Genomic DNA, 19,215 nt, shown 5'->3' with positions numbered 1-19,215 from the left:
CCTGGAGGCGCAGGCGGAGACTGGAACCAAACTGTACGTTGGCCCCGTCCAGTGACGTAGAGCGGGACCGATCAGGGCTGGATGGCGGCATGACCTTTCACCTCCAGCATGTCCCGCGGTCCTATCAGGCCGATGACGGGCATTGGAGACCTGACCGTCACCTCCAGTGTCCGCATACCTTGCACGCTTACTTCCTCGCTACTGACCTGCTCTGCAAAACCTTTGTTCAAGGCCATGCTTATGAGGCTGCGGGTTCGTTCCTCGGCGTCCGAGGCGGTGCGGTCAGCAAGGGTTCCATACCGTGCCCCTGATGCAGCCGCATCTATGAGCGTATTCCGGACATGCAGTACCAGGGTCAACTGGACGATCGCCAGAAAGAACATTGTCAGCAGCCCGCCTACCAGGACAAAGTCCACCACGGCCGAACCCCGCTCCCCGGGGCGGGACAAGTCCGGCTGCACCGCCGGACCGGGAGCGGACACCTCCATGGTTCAGTTTCCCACCTTGTCCATTGCCTGGTTGAACATCGCCTCCAGTGCTGGGCCTGCAAGCGCCAGCAGGGCGGCAACCAGGACAGCGGACATCAGGGTTATCATCACCCAGCCCGGAACGTCGCCGCGTTCAGGATCATCGCTGGGGTTCGCTACGGACAATTCGTCGTTATCCTGTCCGTGGCGGCCCTGCGCGGCGCGAAGCGGCTGCGGGCGGCCCCTCCGGGTCACCTGCAACTGGAGCAAAGCCGCAAGGCCAAGAAGCAGCATCACGAAGCGGGTTTCCATGGTTTTCATCTTGGTCCTATTCCTGTTTCCTTGACGGGGCATGCAGTTGTTGCTGAAGTGCGGGCCTTTGGTTTTGGCAGCCATCAGAAGCCCAGGTTGATGGCGGCGAGGCCGGGAAATACCGCGAATACGACGGTTAGGGGAAGCACCCCGAAAACCAAGGGCACCATCATTGCGATCTCCTTTTTCCCGGCAGCTTCCATCAGATCGCGCTTGGCTGAGTCGCGTACGTCCTGCGCCTGTGCGCGAAGCACGTCGGCCAAAGGTGTTCCTCTTTCCACCGCCACGATGATCCCGTCGACGAACCTGACCAGCGGTGCAAGGTCGGTGCGTGCAGAAAACTCCTGCAGGGCCACAACCAAGGGCTTGCCGGCTCTTGTCTCTGCGAGGATTTTCGAGAACTCTTTGGACAGCTCACCGTTGGCACTCCTGCACACACGATCCAAAGCGCCTGTTGCGCTCTCCCCCGCGCCAACAGCAAGGGCCATCAATTCGGCCAGGCTGGGAAACTCTGCCATCATCCGTGTTTCCCGCCGGCGGACTTGGGCGCCCAGCCAGTAGTCCCGCAGTACGAAACCTGCTGCGGCACTGCCGATAACCACTGCGGCCGCAAAGACCGGGCTGAACCTACCGGCGGCTGCTCCGACCAGGACGACGATCAGAGAGACGCCAAACCCGGCCGCCGCCCACAGCAATTGTTCTGCACGGAAATCAAGCGGCGATTTGTCCAATCCCGCCTGCGCGAGCCGACGTCCCGTGGCCCCGGGTGCGGGATTGAGCTTCCCCAAGGTGGTGAGCCAGTCCCGGAAAACCGGCCGGAGAATCCGTTCAAGCGGTCCGAACGGCGTTAGATTCTGCTCCCCACTGCGCAGAAGCCGCGATTCCAGGTTCTGGGACTTCAGCTGGGGCTCAATCCGCTCAGACAACGTTATGGGGCGCATGGGAGGAGACCGGAAGATAACGAGCCACAAGCCGAAGCCCAGGGCAATTCCGCAGATTACGGCGGCGGGGGAAAGACTCGTCAACGCAGCACCCTTTCGTCCTGCGGCAGGGCCCCGATCTTCAACATCACGGTGTAGCAAACCAGCGAGACCACCAGCCCACCAAGCAGCACGGCGGCGCCCAGGGGCGTGTTGTAGGCCTGTATCGCTTCCGGTCTGGTCGCCAGCAGAATCATGACGATCCAGGGCGCAGCAACTGCGAGGCGGGCGGCATTTATGGTCCACGACTGGCGTGCCTCAAGTTCACTGCGGGTCCGGGCATTTTCCCTCAGGAACTCTGCCAGGGTCCCCAGGAGTTTTCCCAGGTCTGAGCCGCCCACTTCCCGCGTCAGCCGGAGTGCTTCGATAATCCGGTCAGCCACGGGGTCGGCGAGCCGCTGTTTCAGCTTGTTCAGCGAACCATCGAATTGGCCACCGGCCCGGTAGTCAGCCCCAAACTCCCGGAAGAGCGGCCGCAGTTCCTCGGGCCCTTTGTCTCCAAGCTGGATAAGCGCCTCAGGCAGCGGCAGGCCTGCACGGATTGCGGATCGGAGGTGGTCAACAACGTCAGGCCACAGTTGACGCAGCATGGCCGTCCTCTTTTTAGCGCGCCACCGCAGAAGGGTGATTGGCAGCCACCCGCCGAAAAGGCCGAAGCAGCAGGCGATGGGCCAGGAACGGCTGAGACCATAGAAGACCAGGGCCACAAATGCCCCGAGCCCAAGGCAAGTCCCAACCAAACCGCGGGGTGAGACTTTATCCACTCCGGCGCCGACGAGCAGGTCTGCCAGCCGGCCCGGCTTGCGCTCCCGCTTTGCAGAGTCAGGCGTTTGCCAACAGGACCACCAAATGAGGAAGAAGCCAACCCCCGCCGTAGTTCCCACCAGGGCCGCGATCATCGCGGATCCAGCAGCGCGGCGACGTCGTACCCTGCCTTCGAAAGCTTCTCCGCTGCAGGCATAGCGTTTGCCCGGGGCTGCAGGACCCCGTTTTCCATGGCGAAGACCAATGAGGATTCGATAATGCCGTTTTCCACGCGGCGTCCCAATGACAGGACTTGGGTTACTTGCCGCCGCCCATCGGCGTGCCGGCTGCAGTGCACCACTAGGTCTATGCACGATGCAACGGTGGGGACCACGAACGCACTGGATATGTTCTCCCCCGCGAGCAAAGGAAGGGTGCAGATTTTGGTTACTGCATCGTGTGCCGAGTTGGCGTGGACAGTACACATACCGGGAAGTCCGCTATTGAGTGCGATCAGCATGTCCAGGCTCTCAGCTTCCCGCACCTCCCCCACCACCAAACGGTCCGGGCGCATGCGCAGAGCCTCCTTCACTAGTCGGCGAAGTGGAATTTCGCCCTCACCTTCGAGGTTCGGCTGCCTGCACTGCAGGCCTACGACGTCCCTGAGGGGGAACTGAAGCTCGAAGATTTCCTCGACGGTGATGACGCGCTCCCGACTTCCGATGCTGGCCGCCAAGCAGTTCAGCATGGTTGTCTTGCCTGCCTGCGTTGCCCCGGAAACGAGGATGTTGAGGCCGCTGGAAACTGCCGCGCCAAGAAAGCGCGCAGCTTGTGGGGTCAGGGTTCCCAACTCCACAAGATGTTCAAGACGGCTGGCTTTTACGACAAATTTACGAATGTTCACGGCCCAGTGGCGGCGCGTGACGTCCGGAATGACAACATGGAGCCTGGAGCCGTCGGGCAGCGCTGCATCCACAAAGGGCGACGACATATCCAGCCTTCTGCCGGAGCTTTTGAGCATGCGTTCCACCAGATCCCGCACCTGCTGCTCGGAAAGGCTGAGCGACGTCAGCTCTGACTCGCCGTTGCGTGCGACATAGATTTCATTGGGGGCGTTGAGCCAGATCTCTTCAATCGATGGATCATCGAGGAGGGGTTGAAGTACGCCGAACCCTGCGACGGCGTCGAAAAGGAACCGACGCGCTGCGTCAAGAGGGCCAAGGGGCGGAAGAGGTCCCATGAGGGCCCGTTCGTCGTAGTCAGTGACTGCGGCTTCGACCAATCGACGGACCTCGCCTGCCTGCCTGAGCGGGTCCAGCCCGCGGCGGCGAATGAGCTCGCGGACTTCGTCCTCGACTATTCCCAGCGCGTCCATATGTTCCCCCATACAACTGCCGCCCCCGGCGGAGGCAGTGCGACTGAGGTCCAGCCTAAGGAGCCGGTCCTGCCACAACAAGTCAAATGACAAGGCTGTGGACAAACCGAACAATGCAGAACGATCAGTACCCTGAGTACCTTGGCCCCGTGGACCGGTAGGCAGCCCTCTCCAAGTGGAGTACTCACTACCCGTGTGCCAAGTGTTGCAGGAGGGATTAATGGTGAGCGGGGGCACCAGCTTCCTTAGGGACCTGGACGCAGCAGCGTTGGGGCTGATTGTTAGGAGAATCGTGAAGAGACGCATGACGCGCGCCCTGGGCCAAGGACTGGCAACAGTTCTTGTTGTCTCTGGGCTGGCAACAGTATTTGGGGCGCCAGCCGGCGCGGCAGCCCCAACAGTGGCTGCGCCGGCCCCAACGTATGGTTTTCCCAGCGTGACATATACCGGGTCTGGGCAGGCAGCCACGGAAGAGAAGCCTCAGAGCAAGCTCTGGTGGAACGATGGCTCCTGGTGGGCTGACATGTGGACCACTGGAAGCGGATGGCGAATCTACAAGCTTGATCGCACCGCAGAAAAGTGGGTTGACACCGGGGTTGCCATAGACAGCCGAACCAACACACTTGCAGACACCCTATGGGACGGCACGCACCTGTACGTCGCCTCCCATGTCGTCACAACATCAACCGAGAACGCTCCAGTTGCTTCTCTACCCAACCAACCTGCCAGGCTCTACCGGTACAGCTATGCAAACGGGAAGTACACGCTGGACTCCGGGTTCCCCACTACCATCACCACTGACAGCAGTGAAACGATGACCATCGACAAGGACAGCACGGGGGCCATTTGGGCTACGTGGACCCACGTCACAGGTGACGCAACTGCGGGATACACCAACAGCGTGATGGTCAACAGTTCCGCGGCCGGTGGCACGAACTGGGGCACGCCCGCGGTCCTCCCTGTTAACAACGTGCACCCCACGCCGGATGATATTTCCGCCGTTGTGGCGTTTGGCAAGAAGCAGATCGGGGTGATGTGGTCCGACCAGTCCACAGGTTCTGTTTGGTGGGCTACCCACACGGATGGCCAGTCGGCCGGCTCCTGGAAGGCCCAGCCCGCAGTGCAGGGGAAGGGCATCGCAGACGACCACCTCAACCTCAAGTCCCTGCAAGCGGACAGCGCTGGCCGGGTATTCGCCGCCGTTAAGACAAGCCTCGATGAAACTGCCACGGACAAGACGCTTCCGCAGCTGCAGCTTCTGGTTTTCAAGCCTGGTACAGGGTCCTTCTCACGGTCCACCATCTCCACGCTGGCTGACTGCGAAACCCGGCCACAAATCGTGCTTGATCCTGAAAACAACAAGGTGCACGCGTTCCAGACGGGGCCGGCGACGTCAGCCAGTGGCTGCCCGTACACCGGCGTTTCGGGCGCCATCTACCAAAAGACCGCCGACATGGACAATCCTGTCTTTGCATCCGGCCGTGGGACTCCTGTTATCCAGGATGGCTCTTCACTGAACATGAACAACGTGAGCACCAGTAAGCAACCGGTCAACAGCACCACGGGCATCGTGGCTCTGGCCACCGATGACGTGGCCAAGCGCTACTGGTTCGCCGATCTGCCTGTTGCTGGCGGCAAGACGGCCACGGCACCGGGAACATTCGTTCCGGTCACGCCAAAGCGGTTCCTGGATACGAGGACATCCTCAAAAGTGGGACCTGGAGGTACCGTGTCCTTCCAGGTGGCCGGTGCCTCAGGGATTCCGGCGAACGTCTCGTCAGTCGTGTTCAACCTGACCGTGACAGAACCGGAGGCGAACGGATTCATTTCGGCCTACCCCTCACTCACAAGCGCTCCTGCGACGTCGAATGTGAACTATGGGAAAGGCCAGACTGTGCCGAACCTGGTAACTGTGCCAGTGGGTAGCGACGGCAAGGTAACGCTCAAGAACTCCTCCACCGGTGCAACCCAGTTGGTAGCTGACGTCAGCGGGTACTACCTCGGAGGTACCCCGGCTGTACCCGGCGCACTTGTCCCGGTCGGACCCTCGCGGTTGCTGGATACCCGGTCCTCCTCCCCTGTTGCGGCCCATGCCACGATGTCCTTCCAGGTAGGCGGCAGCTCCGGCATCCCGGACAAGGTTTCCGCGGTGGTGTTCAACCTGACGGTCACCCAGCCGCAATCCGATGGGTTCATCACCGCCTATCCTTCCGGCGGCGCTGCACCCAATGCCTCGAACGTCAACTATGCGCCGAACCAGACCGTACCCAACCTGGTCACCGTGCCAGTGGGCGCTGACGGCAAAGTGAACCTCACAAACAACTCCAACGGCTCAGCACAACTTGTGGCTGACGTCTTTGGCTACTACATTGCCGGGACACCCACCGCGGCTGGAGCTTTTGTGCCGGTAGGACCGTCCCGGTTCCTCGACACACGCCTTTCCACCGGGCCCGTTGCGACCAACACCTCGGCTACGTTCCAGGTAGCCGGCGCCTCGGGCATTCCTGCCTCTGTTGCAGGTGTGGTCTTCAACCTGACGGTGACAGAACCTACCTCCAACGGTTTCATCACCGCATACCCGTCCGGGCAGGCTGTACCGAACGCCTCCAACGTCAACTTCGGCAAGAGCCAAACAGTGCCGAACTTGGTGGTGGTTCCGGTGGGTTCCGACGGCAAGGTGAGCCTTAGGAACAGCTCCACCGGGGGGACTGTGCAGCTGGTGAGCGATGTCAGCGGCTACTTCCTCGGGGGTTAGCACGAAACCTCCTGCCTTGGCAGGATAGGGCATGAAATAAGACGTCGGGGGAAGGGCAGGACGCCTTTCCCCCGACGTCTTTGTGCTCCTGCTTTAGACAACTTGTAGCCGGCGGCCTACCCCCGGGACTTCCGCGGTCTTCACAGCTGCAACCTGCACAACACTGGTCCCAGTAGTAACAGGATGCTATGGTGAGCGCGTTATTTAACGAAATAGCACTATCAGGGGACTTCCTGGGGGAAATCGCCTGAGCAGTATCCAAAGGGCGCTCGGGGGAGCGTCGCAATTTCTCCGGAGCAAAAAATGAAGCGGAACCTGTCTCAGTCCCGTCGCCTGGCCCTGAAACCCTTAGGGGTGCTCGTCCTTGCCTGCTCGCTGACGCTGGGTCCCGGCATTAGCGGTGCAGCTTTCGCGGTGGACTCCAATCCTTCGCCTACTCCTTCACCATCAATAAGCGGGACAGCTGCTGGGACCGCCCCTTCGTCGTCTCCCGCCCCGTCACCCGAGGCCTCAGTCCCCGCCTCTTCGCCCGCAGCCAGCGCGGCCCCGGCGCCGACGGCGCCGACGGCGCCACCGGCGCAGTCCATGGCTGAGGCCGTCGGGAAGGGCGCTCAGATGGGCCAGCGGTCAGCCCGGGTAACATCGTCGTCCAGCACCTCCGCTGTCCAGCGACTCAGTACCGAGTCGCTGGCGACCCAAGGGACATGGACGCCCACCTTTGGAATCCAGGGACTTGACGTCAGCGGTTACCAGCCCAACGTCGACTGGCAGCAGCAGTGGAACATGGGTGCACGATTTGCTTATGTAAAGGCCAGCGAGGGCAATTACATGACGAATGACCAGTTCAGCCCGCAGTACCAGGGCTCCAGGAACGTCGGAATGATCCGCGGTGCCTACCACTTTGCCATCCCAAACTGGTCATCAGGCGCCGACCAGGCCCGGTACTTTGTAGCAAACGGCGGCGGATGGTCCGCCGACGGGTACACCATGCCGCCGGTCCTCGATTTCGAGTTCAATCCCTATGAGGGCCGGACCATCAACGGTTTCTACTTTGGAAACACCTGCTACAACATGACTCCCGGGCAGCTGGCGTCCTGGGTACAGGACTTTGGAAACACCATGAGGTCCTTGACCGGCCGGCTTCCGGCGATCTACACGAACACAATCTGGTGGAACCAGTGCCTTGGAAACCCTGCGGGCTTCGGTGACTACCCCCTGTGGGTGGCAGCCTACCCCGGAGCGCCCACCAACGATGCCGGGGCAGTCCCGACAGGCAGTTGGAGCACCTACAGCATGTGGCAATACAGCAGCACAGGGCCATTTGCGGGCGACTCCAACGTATGGAACGGCGACTATCCATCCCTGCAGCGGTTTGCAGGTGCGGCGCTTCCAACAGGAAGCTTCGACTCCCTGTCCGTGACAGGCAGCGGCACCCAATTTGCGCTGCGCGCGCGGGGCTGGTCGGTTGATCTTGCCAACACCGCCGCCTCGAACCAAACACACGTCTACGTCACGTCACCGGACGGCAGCACCACGGGTTACGCCTGGACAGCCAATGCCTCAAGACCTGATGTTGACCAGGCCCTGGGCTACGGGCCCAACCACGGTTTCGACGGATCTGTGCCTATCACCCGCTCAGGAACATACACTGCATGTGCCTACTCGATCGGCACGTATGGCAACACGCCCCTGGGCTGCAAGAGCGTAAGCGCTACAGGAATTGGCGTGCCTGTAGGCAGCTTCGACAGCCTCACGCAAAACCGAACCGTGGACAAGGTCACACTGCAGCTCAAAGGGTGGGCGGCTGACCAGGCCAATCCCTCAACGTCCTCGTATACAGACGCCTACGTGACAGCTCCGAACGGAACCACCACCGGCTACCGCATGACCGCAAACACTTCCAGGCCAGACGTGCAGTCAGCGACAGGCCTGGGTTCCAACCACGGTTTCGACTATCAGGTCCCCGTGACAGCTCCGGGATCTTACAAGGTCTGCACGTATGCGATAGGCCAGAATGCAAACACTCCCTTGGGTTGCAGGACTATAAGCGTCGATGCGAATCCGTCCCCCATTGGCAGTTACGACACCCTGACCATCACCCAAGCCACCAACTCGGCGGCCCTTCAGGTCACCGGTTGGGCCCTGGATCCCACCCAGCCCGCCACCAGCATTCCCGTCAACGTGTACATTTCCGCCAAAGACGGAACCGCGGTGACGAGCCCTACACCTGTGAACGTCACGGCCAACCTGAAAAGGCCAGATGTGAACTCCGCACTGGGGACAGTGGGTGACCATGGTTTCCAGGCCGCACTTCCCATCAACTCGACCGGCACCTATTCGGTCTGCGTCCAGGCTGCTGGCGTGGCACCTGTCTCCAACGGGCCCACCCTACTTGGATGCAGGAACTTCTCCGTTTCCTCTACGCCGCCCACCATGGGATTCCTCGACAGCGCCGGCATCCAGGTGTCCAATGGGCAGGCTGCGGTCGTAACCCAGGGCTGGACACTGGACCCTGCATTGCCCGGCATTTCCAATCCTGTTCACGTCTACGTCACGTACCCGGACGGGAGCACCAGAGGATATCCCTTCACTGCCAATCTCAAGCGGCCGGATGTCAACAGCGCCCTGCAGACGGTGGGTGACCACGGCTACTCGACATCTGTCCCAATCACCGCCCGCGGCCAATACCGCGTCTGCACTTACGGGGTTGCGGTCTCAATGTTTGCTGCGTACAACTCCCAGTTGGGATGCCGCTCGTTGACTTACTAGGACACGATTAAGGGGGGTGAAGCCGCGGCTTCACCCCCCTTAATCGTGTCCAGGCTACTTTTCAGCCAGGAGCTCCAACAGGTAAGCCCCGTAACCGCTCTTGACCAAGGGCTCGGCCCGTTCGCGGAGTTCGTCGTCGCTCAGGAACCCGAGCCGCCACGAAATCTCCTCGGGGGCACCAATTTTCAGGCCCTGCCTGTTCTCGACGGTTCGGATGAAGTTCGAGGCATCATTGAGGTCATTGAAGGTGCCCGTATCAAGCCAAGCGGTTCCACGCGGCAAAATTTCGACCTGCAGCTTACCGGCCTCCAGATAGATCCGGTTTACGTCGGTGATTTCCAGTTCCCCACGGGCAGAGGGCTTCAGGTTCTTGGCGATATCAACAACATTGTTGTCATAGAAATACAGCCCTGGAACCGCATAATGGCTCTTCGGAGCCGCTGGCTTCTCCTCCAGCGACAGGGCCTTGCCATTGTCGTCGAACTCCACCACACCGTAGGCGGAGGGATCCTTGACCCAGTACCCAAAGACCGCTCCGCCGTCGATGGTCTTGAAACGGCGCAGCTGGGTCCCCATGCCCTGGCCGTAGAAGATGTTGTCGCCCAGCACCAGTGCGACGCTGTCATCGCCGATGTGGTCGGCGCCGAGGACAAAGGCCTGGGCCAATCCATCGGGCGAAGGCTGCTGCTTATAGGTGATGGAAACACCGAAACGGGACCCGTCTCCCAGCAAGCGTTCAAACTGCTCCGCGTCGTGGGGCGTCGTGATGATGAGGATGTCCCGGATACCTGCAAGGATCAACGTTGACAGCGGGTAGTAGATCATCGGCTTGTCGTAGACCGGTACCAACTGCTTGCTGACACCCAGCGTGATGGGATGAAGCCTGGAGCCGGTTCCGCCGGCAAGTATTATTCCGCGCATGCCCCCATCTTTCCCTTCGCTTAGGGCAGCGGCAAATCCGGTAGTCTAGGGAATTATGCAGCGACTTCTAGTGACCGGCGGAGCCGGCTTTATCGGCTCGAACTTTGTCCACTACGTTATCGAAAACACCGAAGACCACGTCACTGTTCTGGACAAGCTGACCTACGCGGGCAACCTTGAGTCGTTGCAGGGCCTTCCGCAGGAACGCTTCAACTTCGTTCAGGGAGACATTGCAGACGCCGGGCTTGTAGATGCCCTTGTGGCCGACACCGATGTAGTTGTCCATTACGCTGCGGAGTCCCACAACGACAACTCCCTCCACGACCCCCGCCCGTTCCTGGACACCAACATCATCGGCACCTACACACTGATCGAAGCAGCCCGCAAGCACAACAAGCGCTTCCACCACATTTCGACTGACGAGGTCTACGGAGACCTGGAACTGGATGACCCGGAGCGCTTCACGGAGCAAACTCCCTACAACCCGTCCAGCCCGTACTCCTCCACCAAGGCCGGATCCGACCTTCTGGTCAGGGCATGGGTACGATCCTTCGGCCTGCAGGCCACCATCAGCAACTGCTCCAATAACTACGGGCCGTACCAGCACGTGGAAAAGTTCATTCCCCGGCAAATCACCAACGTGATCGACGGGATCCGTCCCAAGCTCTACGGCAAGGGCGAAAATGTCAGGGACTGGATCCACGCCAATGACCATTCCTCAGCTGTGCTGGCCATCATCGCCAAGGGAACCATCGGCGAAACGTACTTGATCGGGGCTGACGGAGAGAAGAACAACAAAGAAGTTGTCGAACTGATCCTTAAGCACATGGGGCAGTCCGCTGACGCGTACGACCACGTGGTTGACCGCCCCGGCCACGACCTGCGGTACGCCATTGACTCCACCAAGCTTCGCAATGAGCTCGGGTGGGAGCCCAGGTTCTCCAATTTCGATGAGGGGATCGAAAACACCATCGCGTGGTACCGGGAAAACGAGGCTTGGTGGCGTCCGCAGAAAGCCGCCACCGAGGCCAAGTACAAGGAACAGGGCCAGTAACAAATGTCCCTGGAGTTCTCGAAAAAGCTTGCCGCCCACCAAACCCCCATTCCCGGCGTCGTCCTCTATGACCTTCCGGTCCATGGTGACAACCGGGGCTGGTTCAAGGAGAACTGGCAGCGGGAAAAAATGGTGGCCCTTGGGCTGCCCGACTTCCGGCCGGTCCAGAACAACATCTCCTACAACGAAAAGGCCGGCACCACCCGCGGGATCCACGCGGAGCCTTGGGACAAGTTCATCTCGGTTGCTACCGGCCGTATTTTCGGGGCATGGGTGGACCTGCGTGAAGGGCCCTCCTTTGGGGCCGTCTTCACGGCGGAGCTTGATCCAAGCCAGGCCATCTTCATTCCACGGGGTGTTGGCAACGCCTTCCAGACACTCGAGGACAACACGGCCTACACGTATCTGGTGAATGACCACTGGTCCGCGGACGCCCAGGGTCAGTACACTTTCCTCAACCTGGCGGATGAGACAGCGGCGATACAGTGGCCCATTCCCCTTGCCCAGGCCGAGCTCTCCGATAAGGACAAGGCGCACCCACGGATGGCGGACGTCGCGCCGATGCCCGCCAAGAAGATCCTTGTAGTGGGCGCGGACGGACAACTGGGCAAAGCACTGCGCAGGACGTACGACGGCGACACAACAGTTGAGTTCGCAAGCCGGGCGGAGTTTGACCTCACCAGCGAGGCAAGCTTCGCGGGCAGGAACTGGAAGAACTACTCCGCCATCATCAACGCTGCCGCCTACACCGCCGTCGACGCCGCAGAAACGGCAGAAGGCCGGAGCGCCTCCTGGTCCATCAACGTTGCCGCGGTGGCGCACCTGGCGCGCACCGCCGTCGAACATAACCTCACTTTGGTCCATGTCTCTTCGGACTATGTCTATGACGGAACTTTGGACAGCCACGACGAGGACGAGTCCTTCACGCCCCTGGGCGTCTATGGGCAAACCAAGGCGGCCGGGGATGCGGTGGTCAGCGTCGTTCCCCGCCATTACATCGTCAGGACGAGCTGGGTTATCGGGGAAGGCAACAACTTTGTCCGCACCATGGCAAGCCTCGCGCGCCAAGGCGTCAAACCCTCAGTCGTCAACGACCAAAAGGGCCGGCTGAGTTTCACCGAAGACATCGCGGCCTTCATCCGACACCTGCTGGGTGGGGACGCGGCCTACGGGACCTACAACTTCAGCAATGAAGGTCCGGTGAAAAGCTGGGCGGATATCGCTGGAGACGTTTATGAGCAATCCGGGGCAGCCCGGAGTGACGTAACGGGCGTCACGACCGCCGAGTACTTCAAGGACAAAGCAGCGGCTCCCCGGCCGCTCAACAGCTACCTGAAGCTGGTGAAGGCGCAGTCGACAGGGTTTGAGATCCCCGACGCCGAGTCGAGGCTAAGCGCCTACCTGAAGGCGGAAAACGATAAAGCATGACTCCCGCAGAGCAAGCCCACCGCACCCTGGTGATCATGCCGGCCTGGAATGAATCGGAGTCCATCGGCAACACCATCCGGGAAGTGTTCGAGTTTGGCCCCGACTGCAGCGTCCTCGTAGTGGACGACGGTTCACGCGACAACACTGCGCAGGTCGCCCGTGCGGCGGGTGCGCTGGTCGTGCAGCTCCCTTTCAACATGGGTGTGGGCGGCGCCATGAGGACCGGTTTTAAGTACGCCAAGATGCACGGCTACTCGCAAGTCATTCAGGTCGACTCCGATGGCCAGCACGATCCACGCGATATCAAGGCCGTGCTCGACGGGCTCCAGGAAGCCGACATCGTCATTGGTGCCCGCTTCGCGGAAAAAGGAAATTACACTGTCCGGGGGCCCCGCAAGTGGGCCATGAATGTTCTGGCCTGGACCATTTCCCGGATCGCGGGCACCCGGCTCACAGACGTGACGTCGGGTTTTCGCGCTGCCAATGCCAAGGCCATTCGACAGTACGTGGACCACTACCCGGCCGAATACCTGGGTGACACGATCGATTCACTGGTCGTAGCCATCCGGTCAGGATGTACGGTGCGCCAGGTTGGGGTTTCGATGCGGGAACGCCAAGGCGGCACTCCCAGCCACGATCCGGTCAAGGCCGCCATCTATCTGGGCCGGTCAGCATTCGCCCTCCTCTTCGCTTTGACGCGCAAGAGGAATGAACCGTCGTCCAACTAGGAGTTTCCATGGCCACCCTCGTTGGCTTCATTTTTGTGCTCGTTATTTTGCTTATCATCTTCGAGATGCTGCGGCGCCGTCACCTGCGGGAGAAGTACGCCGTCATCTGGATCATCATCGGCGTCGGCGTGCTGGTGCTGGTGGCATTTCCCCAGCTTCTCTTCTGGTCCAGCAGCGTGCTCGGAGTCAAAGTTCCATCGAACCTTCTGTTCGCGATTGCACTCGTACTGCTGGTGTCGGTCTGCCTGCACCTCTCCTTCGAGCAGTCACAGGCGGAGGATGAAATCCGGGTTCTGGCGGAAGAGGTAGGCATTCTCCGCCTCAAAGTGGAGGAACTCGAAACGGGCCGGCTGCAGGGTGGCAATGCCGCCGGCGGTGGGCAGCTTCCGCCGGAAGTTCGCCCCCAGGAGCCAACGCCTTAAAAGGACCAGGTGGCTGCTCGGTATCACCGGGCAGCCACCTGGCCGTTAAACGAAACTTTCTACGAGACCACGTGTTTCAACAGCCTCGGCAGCGAGTCTGTTTTCCCGATCATCAAAGACCGGGCCACCAAAGTAGCGGCGTTCAAGCGTGATGTTGTGTGGAAGGCCGCTGCCCGTGCTGTGGCGTTCCACCCAAGTTCGCGGAAGCGGCGCGCCTGGCCCTCAAAGAAGGCACGTTCTTCATCGAACCGTCGCCCGTCGAGGGCCTTGACCGACGAGTCCGACGCCGAGTGCCGGCGGTAGAGGAATGACAGGGTGGGGTCTACCACCATGGAACCGCCTTCGGCCGCGATATCAAGCAGCAAAGCGAGGTCCTGGACCACATGCAGGCCTTCGGTAAACCCGATACGACGGATTACGTCCGTTCGCCACGCCAGAGACGGGAAGTAAGCCCAGTCCGCACGGACAAGGCTAGTGGCCATTCTTTCACCCTGGAGCAGCACCGTCTCTTTGGTGGACGGAGCGTATACCTTCTTGACGATGTCCACGAGAGGGGAGCAAGCGCGGCCCTGCTCATCGATGACCTGCACACCCGGCTGCACAACGCTCGCCTCGGGATAGGCGTCAAACGCGCGGGAGACAACGTCGAGATAGTTGGGCAACATAATGTCGTCCGCGCCCATCACGACGACAATCGGCGCTTCAGCCAGTTCGAGCGCCTTGCGGTAGTTGCCATTGGCGCCGAGGTTTGTTTCGTTCTTCCGGTACGTTACCCGGGGGTCGGTCATTGATTCGAACCAGCGCTGGGGTTCCGGGCTGGGGTACCCGTCGTCGACCACGATGAGACGCCAATCCTCGAACTGCTGGCTCATGACGCTCTGGGCCGCAAGTTTCATCAGGTCGACGTCCCCATAGTAGGGAAGCAATACATCAATGGCCATGTGCCAGGTAGGTCCTTTTCTTGAAGATACAGAGTGTTGGATCTGTCTGCCCGGAGATGAGCACCTCGACAATGCTACCGCGTCGCCACTGGCCGCCCCTTTCCGGAAGCCTGTTCGACTTGCTGGAAGAGGCAAATGGAGGCCCCTCTGAACCGACGATAGACTGGAGCCTGCTGTCTGACAGTTCCCTGACGCATTGGAACGGTCTATTTGATGAAGCGAGAAGGAACGATAAGACGTGACGCACCGGAGTGACCCGCGTGTGGCGGCTGTTATTTCAGCCTTCCACCCTCCCCAGGACCTTCCCCAGAGGGTGAGAGACCTCAGCAAGCAAGTCATTCACACGGTTGTGGTCGACGACGGATCGGACCTCGAGCGGAACAGCAGCGTGTTGCGGGAATTGGAAGACCTCGGTTGCACCGTAATTCGGATGCCGGGCAACGTTGGAATTGCGGCAGCACTGAATGCAGGTATAGAGGCCGCGATTGAGTCCTGGTCCCCCGACTTCGTGGTGACCCTCGACCAGGACTCTGCCCTTGATCCTGGCTACATCGCAGCAGCTCTGGACACGTATGCGGAAGCCCGGGCCAACGGCATCAACGCCGGCCTGGTGAGCGCCCAGTCGCATAATGGCCTGAACGTCCCGCTGCTCACCAAAAGGGCTCGTTTTCCCGAAGCGTTCGATCCCCTCCAGTCGGGAGCCGTTATCCCGGTGTCCACTTTCAAGACTGCCGGAATGCTTGACGAGAGGCTTTTCATCGACTGTGTCGACTCCGAGTTCAATCTTCGTGTGAGGTCCCACGGGCTGGCCACCCTGGTCGGAAAGGGATGCAATATGACGCATGCGTTGGGCCACGCACAGCCTATGATGCTTTTCGGCTGGCACGTGACAGTGTTGGGCGTCAAGCGCCACGTGCATTCGCATGCCCCTTTCCGGGTGTACTACATGACCAGGAACAGCATCTACCTCTGGCGGCAGTATGGTGCGAGATTCCCTGTGTGGCTGATCCGCAGACTCCGCTTCCAGGCCGAAAGCGACGTATTCAGGTTGCTTTACGGAGCCAACCGAAAAGGACAGTACCAGGCATTTATCCGGGGCTGTTTGGACGGGTGGCTCGGACGCCTTGGAAAGATTGACGCCGCCTTCCAGCGGAAGATCAGCGCATGAACGCGAATGCGCCCGTGCGGGTCTCCGTTTGCATGGCAACGTACAACGGCCAGGAATTTGTTGCGGAACAAGTGGAATCCATCCTTGCGCAGTTAACTTCCATGGACGAACTCATCATTGTTGACGATGCGTCCACTGACGGCACGCTCGACGTCGTCCGTGGCTTCGACGATCCCCGCATCGTCTTCCTGCCCAGCAAGGAAAACAGGGGGTACGTCGCCAGTTTTGAAAAGGCGATAACCGCCAGCAGGGGCGAATACATCATGCTGTCGGACCAGGACGACGTGTGGCCTGCCGGACGCGTGGAAACTCTGGTCAACGCCCTTCAAGAGAAGAACTTTGCCGCAAGCAACTTCACCGTTTTCGGAGGCCCGGCAAACAGGTACCACAAGATTCAGCTGAAAGAATCCGACAGCCGGCGGTGGGTGGCAAACATCATCACCACCTGGATTGGGGTGCGGCCATACTACGGGTGCACCATGGCTTTCCGTGCTGCCGCGAAAAAACTGATACTTCCTTTTCCGGACTTCCTGACCGAGACGCACGATCAGTGGATCGCCATCGTGGCCAACCTTAACCAAGACATGATCCATGTTGAGGCGCCGACTGTTGCACGCCGCCTGCATGACGAGAACACGACCCCCAAGTCACGCCGGCCCACCGCGGTGATTCTGCGTGCGAGAATCATGCTTCTTCGCGCGTTCTTCGTGGCCCTGGGCAGGAGGGTCCGGACCAGATGACCTCCGGGCACAATGCAGACTCGATACTCCCCTCCCCGGACAGCTACGCGGGCAGCTTCGGTGCGGTGGCACTTGCCGCCTACCAGCCGGACGAGCCAATGTTCGCCCGCCAGCTCAAATCCATCCAGGCGCAGACCCACAAGGACTTTGTTTGCCTCATTTCCGTGGATGGCGATTACCAGCCTGTTGAGGCCATGGTGCGCCGGGCATGCGGCGACGATGCGCGCTTCCAGGTGCTCGGCTACGAAAGCCGGCTCGGATTCCACCACAACTTCGAGCGTGCCCTGGAAGCAGTCCCGGAAGCAGCGCGCTGGGTTGCCCTCAGCGACCAGGACGACTATTGGTACCCGGGCAAACTCGAAGCATTGCTCCCCCATCTGGATGATTCCGCACTGGTGACAGGCCAGGCACGGGTAGTGACACCGGAGATTTCGACAGCCGATCAGGATCCTGCGAAAGGAACCCTGACCGACAGGCGCAACGTCGGTGCCGCCGACCTCATTGCCAACAACCAGGTGACGGGGTCTCTGTGTGTGTTCCGCCGCGAACTTCTTGACGTAGCCCTCCCCTTTCCATCGCTCGCTGCGCCGTCCCAATATCACGATCACTGGATCGGACTCTGTGCGCTTGCTTTCGGGGGAATCAGCATCCAGAACGACGTGTTGCAGGACTACATCCAGCACAGCGGCAATGTGGTGGGCGAGTCGCGGCAGAGCCTGCCCACGTCGATCCGCAACACCCTTCGGTTCGTCAAGCGCTATGAAGGAAGCACGAGGCCCCGCAGTATCTGCAGCATCATCTATAAGACAGGACTTGGTTGGCGCACGCTCATGGCCCGGACCCTGCTGGAACGGTCCGGGACCGTGGACCAATCTTCCTGCCCCGGCTTGCAGGAAGCGCTGAGGACCTATGGGCAGCCCCGAGCTTGGCGCCTGCTTCGTTGCCTTTTAGGTGGCGTGCTCCGTAAGAACGTGGCACCGATCCGCGCGTTGGAGATTTACCTCGGTGTGATTCTCCCGCGGATGCCGCTCGGCACGGCCACTTAGTCAAAGCCGGCCCCTGCCCCTGCTGCGGGTTTCACCGTTCCGCGGCAGCGGGTGTCCGGGCGACGTTCCGGCTCCCTCTTGGAAAAATACGGTCACGCCACGCAGCAGGCTTGCAGTACTAATCGAAGGAAGTGCTTGAGTATGAAAGCCGTGTTGTTGAGGCTTGCCGGTTTTACGGGCTTACCCCTGTTATCGCTCGTAACGCCGTTCCTACTCCTGCCCATTTTGTCCCGAGTTGCCGGAGAAGGAGGTTGGTCGAGCCTTGTATCCGGGCAGGCCATCGGCGCCTTTGGTGGTGCTGTGATTGCCTGGGGATGGACTACAGTCGGTCCGGTCGAAATAGCCCAGAACCCCTCTCCTCTCCACAGAGCAGAGGTTTACAGGGAGAGCATCAGAACCCGTCTGGTCCTCTCAGCGGTGGTATTTCCCGCGGTCTTCGCTTTGGCGTGGCAGTTGGCTGCCCCCGAGCATCGCTATGACGGCGCAGCAATGTCCCTAACGACTGCAGTGGTTGGCCTGTCACCGGCATGGTTTTGCATAGGGGTTGGAAAGCCAACGCTGCTTGCGACCTTTGATACTCTGCCCCGGGTGGCGGCAACCCTTGTTGCGGTCCCAACAATACTGGTGACCAAGGAGATCTGGCTCTATCCAGTCATACTGCTGGCTGCTGTTGGGATAAGTCTTGTGGTCTTCCACAGACTCGTTGTTACGGAGAGGGGCAAAACGTTCACCTCTTGGCGTGGAACCACTAAGCATCTGCGCGGCCAATTCGGGCCGGCAGCGATCAGTCTCTCCGGTACCACGTACGCTGCAACACCTGTTCCGATCGCCCAGGCCTTCATTCCCAGCACGGTAGTGGCAGGGTTCGGCTCTGCCGATACCATCTACCGCTTTGGCCTCTTCTCGGTGATGGCTTTAGGCAATACCTTCCAGGGCTGGACTCTCGAACCGCAGGCCTCCAGCGCCAGGAAACGCCATACAGCCGCCGTCGCAGCCCACTTTGCGCTGGGCCTGGCTGGAGCTGTCTTCCTTGCCGCACTCGGTCCATTGACGTCGGAAATCCTGTTTGGTTCCGCTAACAAGGCCAGCCAGGCAACATGCGCACTCTACGGAGCCTCGTTTTTGTTTATTTCGGCCAGTTCTCCGTTTATTCGCAATCTCCTGTTGCCGCATGGCCGCCAGCGGCTGATTCTGACTTGGACGGTTATTTCGGCCGTCATCGGCGTAAGCCTAATGTTCTCAACTGCAATCGCGGGGTGGATAGATGGGGTCGCGATGTCAATGGCAATCAGTGAAGCAGTCCTTTTCCTTGGCTTACTGCTCCCTGGTCTCAGGACGCTTAGGGCTATATAAATTCCAGGCTGC

Annotated in this window: 17 protein-coding genes; 10 read left to right on the top strand and 7 right to left on the bottom strand. The window is 60.4% G+C overall.

The window, feature by feature from the left end:
* Positions 1 to 71: 71 nt before the first annotated feature.
* The 5 genes from ACETK3_RS01155 to ACETK3_RS01135 all read right to left on the bottom strand — a co-directional run bounded on the left by ACETK3_RS01155 (position 72) and on the right by ACETK3_RS01135 (position 3,878).
* Positions 72 to 488: a TadE family protein gene (locus tag ACETK3_RS01155; RefSeq protein ID WP_236820044.1), complete on the bottom strand. Its 417-nt coding sequence runs from the start codon at positions 486 to 488 to the stop codon at positions 72 to 74.
* 3 nt (positions 489 to 491) lie between these two features.
* Positions 492 to 788, bottom strand: a complete 297-nt coding sequence (locus tag ACETK3_RS01150; RefSeq protein WP_236798869.1) for a hypothetical protein — start codon at positions 786 to 788, stop codon at positions 492 to 494.
* A gap of 74 nt (positions 789 to 862) precedes the next feature.
* On the bottom strand, positions 863 to 1,804 hold the full coding sequence (locus ACETK3_RS01145; RefSeq protein ID WP_236820046.1) for a type II secretion system F family protein: 942 nt from the start codon (positions 1,802 to 1,804) through the stop codon (positions 863 to 865).
* Positions 1,801 to 2,658, bottom strand: coding sequence for a type II secretion system F family protein (locus tag ACETK3_RS01140; protein ID WP_236798871.1), 858 nt, complete (start codon positions 2,656 to 2,658; stop codon positions 1,801 to 1,803). Before ACETK3_RS01140 ends, ACETK3_RS01145 begins: the two co-directional genes overlap by 4 nt.
* The gene (locus ACETK3_RS01135; RefSeq protein WP_236820048.1) at positions 2,655 to 3,878 is read right to left on the bottom strand and encodes a CpaF family protein; all 1,224 of its coding nucleotides are present in this window, start codon (positions 3,876 to 3,878) and stop codon (positions 2,655 to 2,657) included. Before ACETK3_RS01135 ends, ACETK3_RS01140 begins: the two co-directional genes overlap by 4 nt.
* Before the next feature lie 523 nt (positions 3,879 to 4,401).
* On the opposite strand from ACETK3_RS01135, the gene ACETK3_RS01130 reads away from it, so the two are divergent.
* Both ACETK3_RS01130 and ACETK3_RS01125 read left to right on the top strand, forming a co-directional pair.
* The gene (locus ACETK3_RS01130; protein WP_236798881.1) at positions 4,402 to 6,633 is read left to right on the top strand and encodes a hypothetical protein; all 2,232 of its coding nucleotides are present in this window, start codon (positions 4,402 to 4,404) and stop codon (positions 6,631 to 6,633) included.
* A 585-nt stretch (positions 6,634 to 7,218) separates the two neighbouring features.
* On the top strand, positions 7,219 to 9,402 hold the full coding sequence (locus ACETK3_RS01125; protein ID WP_373992381.1) for a GH25 family lysozyme: 2,184 nt from the start codon (positions 7,219 to 7,221) through the stop codon (positions 9,400 to 9,402).
* A gap of 54 nt (positions 9,403 to 9,456) precedes the next feature.
* Here ACETK3_RS01125 and rfbA read toward each other — a convergent pair whose 3' ends face one another.
* On the bottom strand, positions 9,457 to 10,323 hold the full coding sequence (rfbA, locus tag ACETK3_RS01120) for a glucose-1-phosphate thymidylyltransferase RfbA (RefSeq protein WP_236798883.1): 867 nt from the start codon (positions 10,321 to 10,323) through the stop codon (positions 9,457 to 9,459).
* A gap of 55 nt (positions 10,324 to 10,378) precedes the next feature.
* On the opposite strand from rfbA, the gene rfbB reads away from it, so the two are divergent.
* The 4 genes from rfbB to ACETK3_RS01100 are packed head-to-tail and all read left to right on the top strand — an operon-like array spanning position 10,379 to position 13,955.
* Positions 10,379 to 11,377 carry a dTDP-glucose 4,6-dehydratase gene (rfbB, locus tag ACETK3_RS01115; protein WP_236798884.1) on the top strand — a complete coding sequence of 333 codons (999 nt, stop codon included), beginning with the start codon at positions 10,379 to 10,381 and terminating at the stop codon, positions 11,375 to 11,377.
* 3 nt (positions 11,378 to 11,380) lie between these two features.
* The gene (locus ACETK3_RS01110) at positions 11,381 to 12,805 is read left to right on the top strand and encodes a bifunctional dTDP-4-dehydrorhamnose 3,5-epimerase family protein/NAD(P)-dependent oxidoreductase (RefSeq protein ID WP_237428513.1); all 1,425 of its coding nucleotides are present in this window, start codon (positions 11,381 to 11,383) and stop codon (positions 12,803 to 12,805) included.
* Positions 12,802 to 13,533, top strand: a complete 732-nt coding sequence (locus ACETK3_RS01105) for a glycosyltransferase family 2 protein (RefSeq protein WP_236798886.1) — start codon at positions 12,802 to 12,804, stop codon at positions 13,531 to 13,533. The genes ACETK3_RS01110 and ACETK3_RS01105 overlap by 4 nt, the downstream gene beginning before the upstream one ends.
* An 8-nt stretch (positions 13,534 to 13,541) precedes the next feature.
* On the top strand, positions 13,542 to 13,955 hold the full coding sequence (locus ACETK3_RS01100; protein WP_236798887.1) for a DUF2304 domain-containing protein: 414 nt from the start codon (positions 13,542 to 13,544) through the stop codon (positions 13,953 to 13,955).
* A gap of 59 nt (positions 13,956 to 14,014) precedes the next feature.
* Here ACETK3_RS01100 and ACETK3_RS01095 read toward each other — a convergent pair whose 3' ends face one another.
* On the bottom strand, positions 14,015 to 14,896 hold the full coding sequence (locus ACETK3_RS01095; protein WP_236798888.1) for a glycosyltransferase: 882 nt from the start codon (positions 14,894 to 14,896) through the stop codon (positions 14,015 to 14,017).
* A gap of 238 nt (positions 14,897 to 15,134) precedes the next feature.
* On the opposite strand from ACETK3_RS01095, the gene ACETK3_RS01090 reads away from it, so the two are divergent.
* The 4 genes from ACETK3_RS01090 to ACETK3_RS01075 all read left to right on the top strand — a co-directional run bounded on the left by ACETK3_RS01090 (position 15,135) and on the right by ACETK3_RS01075 (position 19,203).
* Complete coding sequence (locus ACETK3_RS01090) at positions 15,135 to 16,064, top strand: glycosyltransferase (RefSeq protein WP_236820053.1); 930 nt, start codon at positions 15,135 to 15,137, stop codon at positions 16,062 to 16,064.
* Entirely contained in the window at positions 16,061 to 16,804 is a 744-nt protein-coding gene (locus ACETK3_RS01085) for a glycosyltransferase (RefSeq protein ID WP_236820055.1), read from the top strand. Before ACETK3_RS01090 ends, ACETK3_RS01085 begins: the two co-directional genes overlap by 4 nt.
* The gene (locus tag ACETK3_RS01080) at positions 16,801 to 17,850 is read left to right on the top strand and encodes a glycosyltransferase (RefSeq protein WP_236820057.1); all 1,050 of its coding nucleotides are present in this window, start codon (positions 16,801 to 16,803) and stop codon (positions 17,848 to 17,850) included. Before ACETK3_RS01085 ends, ACETK3_RS01080 begins: the two co-directional genes overlap by 4 nt.
* A gap of 141 nt (positions 17,851 to 17,991) precedes the next feature.
* The gene (locus ACETK3_RS01075) at positions 17,992 to 19,203 is read left to right on the top strand and encodes a lipopolysaccharide biosynthesis protein (protein ID WP_236798892.1); all 1,212 of its coding nucleotides are present in this window, start codon (positions 17,992 to 17,994) and stop codon (positions 19,201 to 19,203) included.
* The last annotated feature ends 12 nt before the right edge of the window (positions 19,204 to 19,215 follow it).

The sequence above is a fragment of the Arthrobacter sp. E44 genome (genome assembly GCF_041877125.1).
In the GTDB taxonomy this organism is placed as follows: Bacteria; Actinomycetota; Actinomycetes; order Actinomycetales; family Micrococcaceae; genus Arthrobacter.
Note: the sequence above shows the minus strand (reverse complement) of the source record. Positions and strands in the feature narration are given on the sequence as shown.

What these genes read in the sequence shown, in the direction of transcription:
- ACETK3_RS01155 (WP_236820044.1), bottom strand. Translation starts at nt 488, where the DNA reads ATGGAGGTGTCCGCTCCCGGTCCGGCGGTGCAGCCGGACTTGTCCCGC.
- ACETK3_RS01150 (WP_236798869.1), bottom strand. Translation starts at nt 788, where the DNA reads ATGAAAACCATGGAAACCCGCTTCGTGATGCTGCTTCTTGGCCTTGCG.
- ACETK3_RS01100 (WP_236798887.1), top strand. Translation starts at nt 13,542, where the DNA reads ATGGCCACCCTCGTTGGCTTCATTTTTGTGCTCGTTATTTTGCTTATC.
- ACETK3_RS01085 (WP_236820055.1), top strand. Translation starts at nt 16,061, where the DNA reads ATGAACGCGAATGCGCCCGTGCGGGTCTCCGTTTGCATGGCAACGTAC.
- ACETK3_RS01110 (WP_237428513.1), top strand. Translation starts at nt 11,381, where the DNA reads ATGTCCCTGGAGTTCTCGAAAAAGCTTGCCGCCCACCAAACCCCCATT.
- ACETK3_RS01095 (WP_236798888.1), bottom strand. Translation starts at nt 14,896, where the DNA reads ATGGCCATTGATGTATTGCTTCCCTACTATGGGGACGTCGACCTGATG.
- ACETK3_RS01075 (WP_236798892.1), top strand. Translation starts at nt 17,992, where the DNA reads ATGAAAGCCGTGTTGTTGAGGCTTGCCGGTTTTACGGGCTTACCCCTG.
- ACETK3_RS01135 (WP_236820048.1), bottom strand. Translation starts at nt 3,878, where the DNA reads ATGGACGCGCTGGGAATAGTCGAGGACGAAGTCCGCGAGCTCATTCGC.
- rfbA (WP_236798883.1), bottom strand. Translation starts at nt 10,323, where the DNA reads ATGCGCGGAATAATACTTGCCGGCGGAACCGGCTCCAGGCTTCATCCC.
- ACETK3_RS01080 (WP_236820057.1), top strand. Translation starts at nt 16,801, where the DNA reads ATGACCTCCGGGCACAATGCAGACTCGATACTCCCCTCCCCGGACAGC.
- ACETK3_RS01130 (WP_236798881.1), top strand. Translation starts at nt 4,402, where the DNA reads ATGTGGACCACTGGAAGCGGATGGCGAATCTACAAGCTTGATCGCACC.
- rfbB (WP_236798884.1), top strand. Translation starts at nt 10,379, where the DNA reads ATGCAGCGACTTCTAGTGACCGGCGGAGCCGGCTTTATCGGCTCGAAC.
- ACETK3_RS01125 (WP_373992381.1), top strand. Translation starts at nt 7,219, where the DNA reads ATGGCTGAGGCCGTCGGGAAGGGCGCTCAGATGGGCCAGCGGTCAGCC.
- ACETK3_RS01105 (WP_236798886.1), top strand. Translation starts at nt 12,802, where the DNA reads ATGACTCCCGCAGAGCAAGCCCACCGCACCCTGGTGATCATGCCGGCC.
- ACETK3_RS01140 (WP_236798871.1), bottom strand. Translation starts at nt 2,658, where the DNA reads ATGATCGCGGCCCTGGTGGGAACTACGGCGGGGGTTGGCTTCTTCCTC.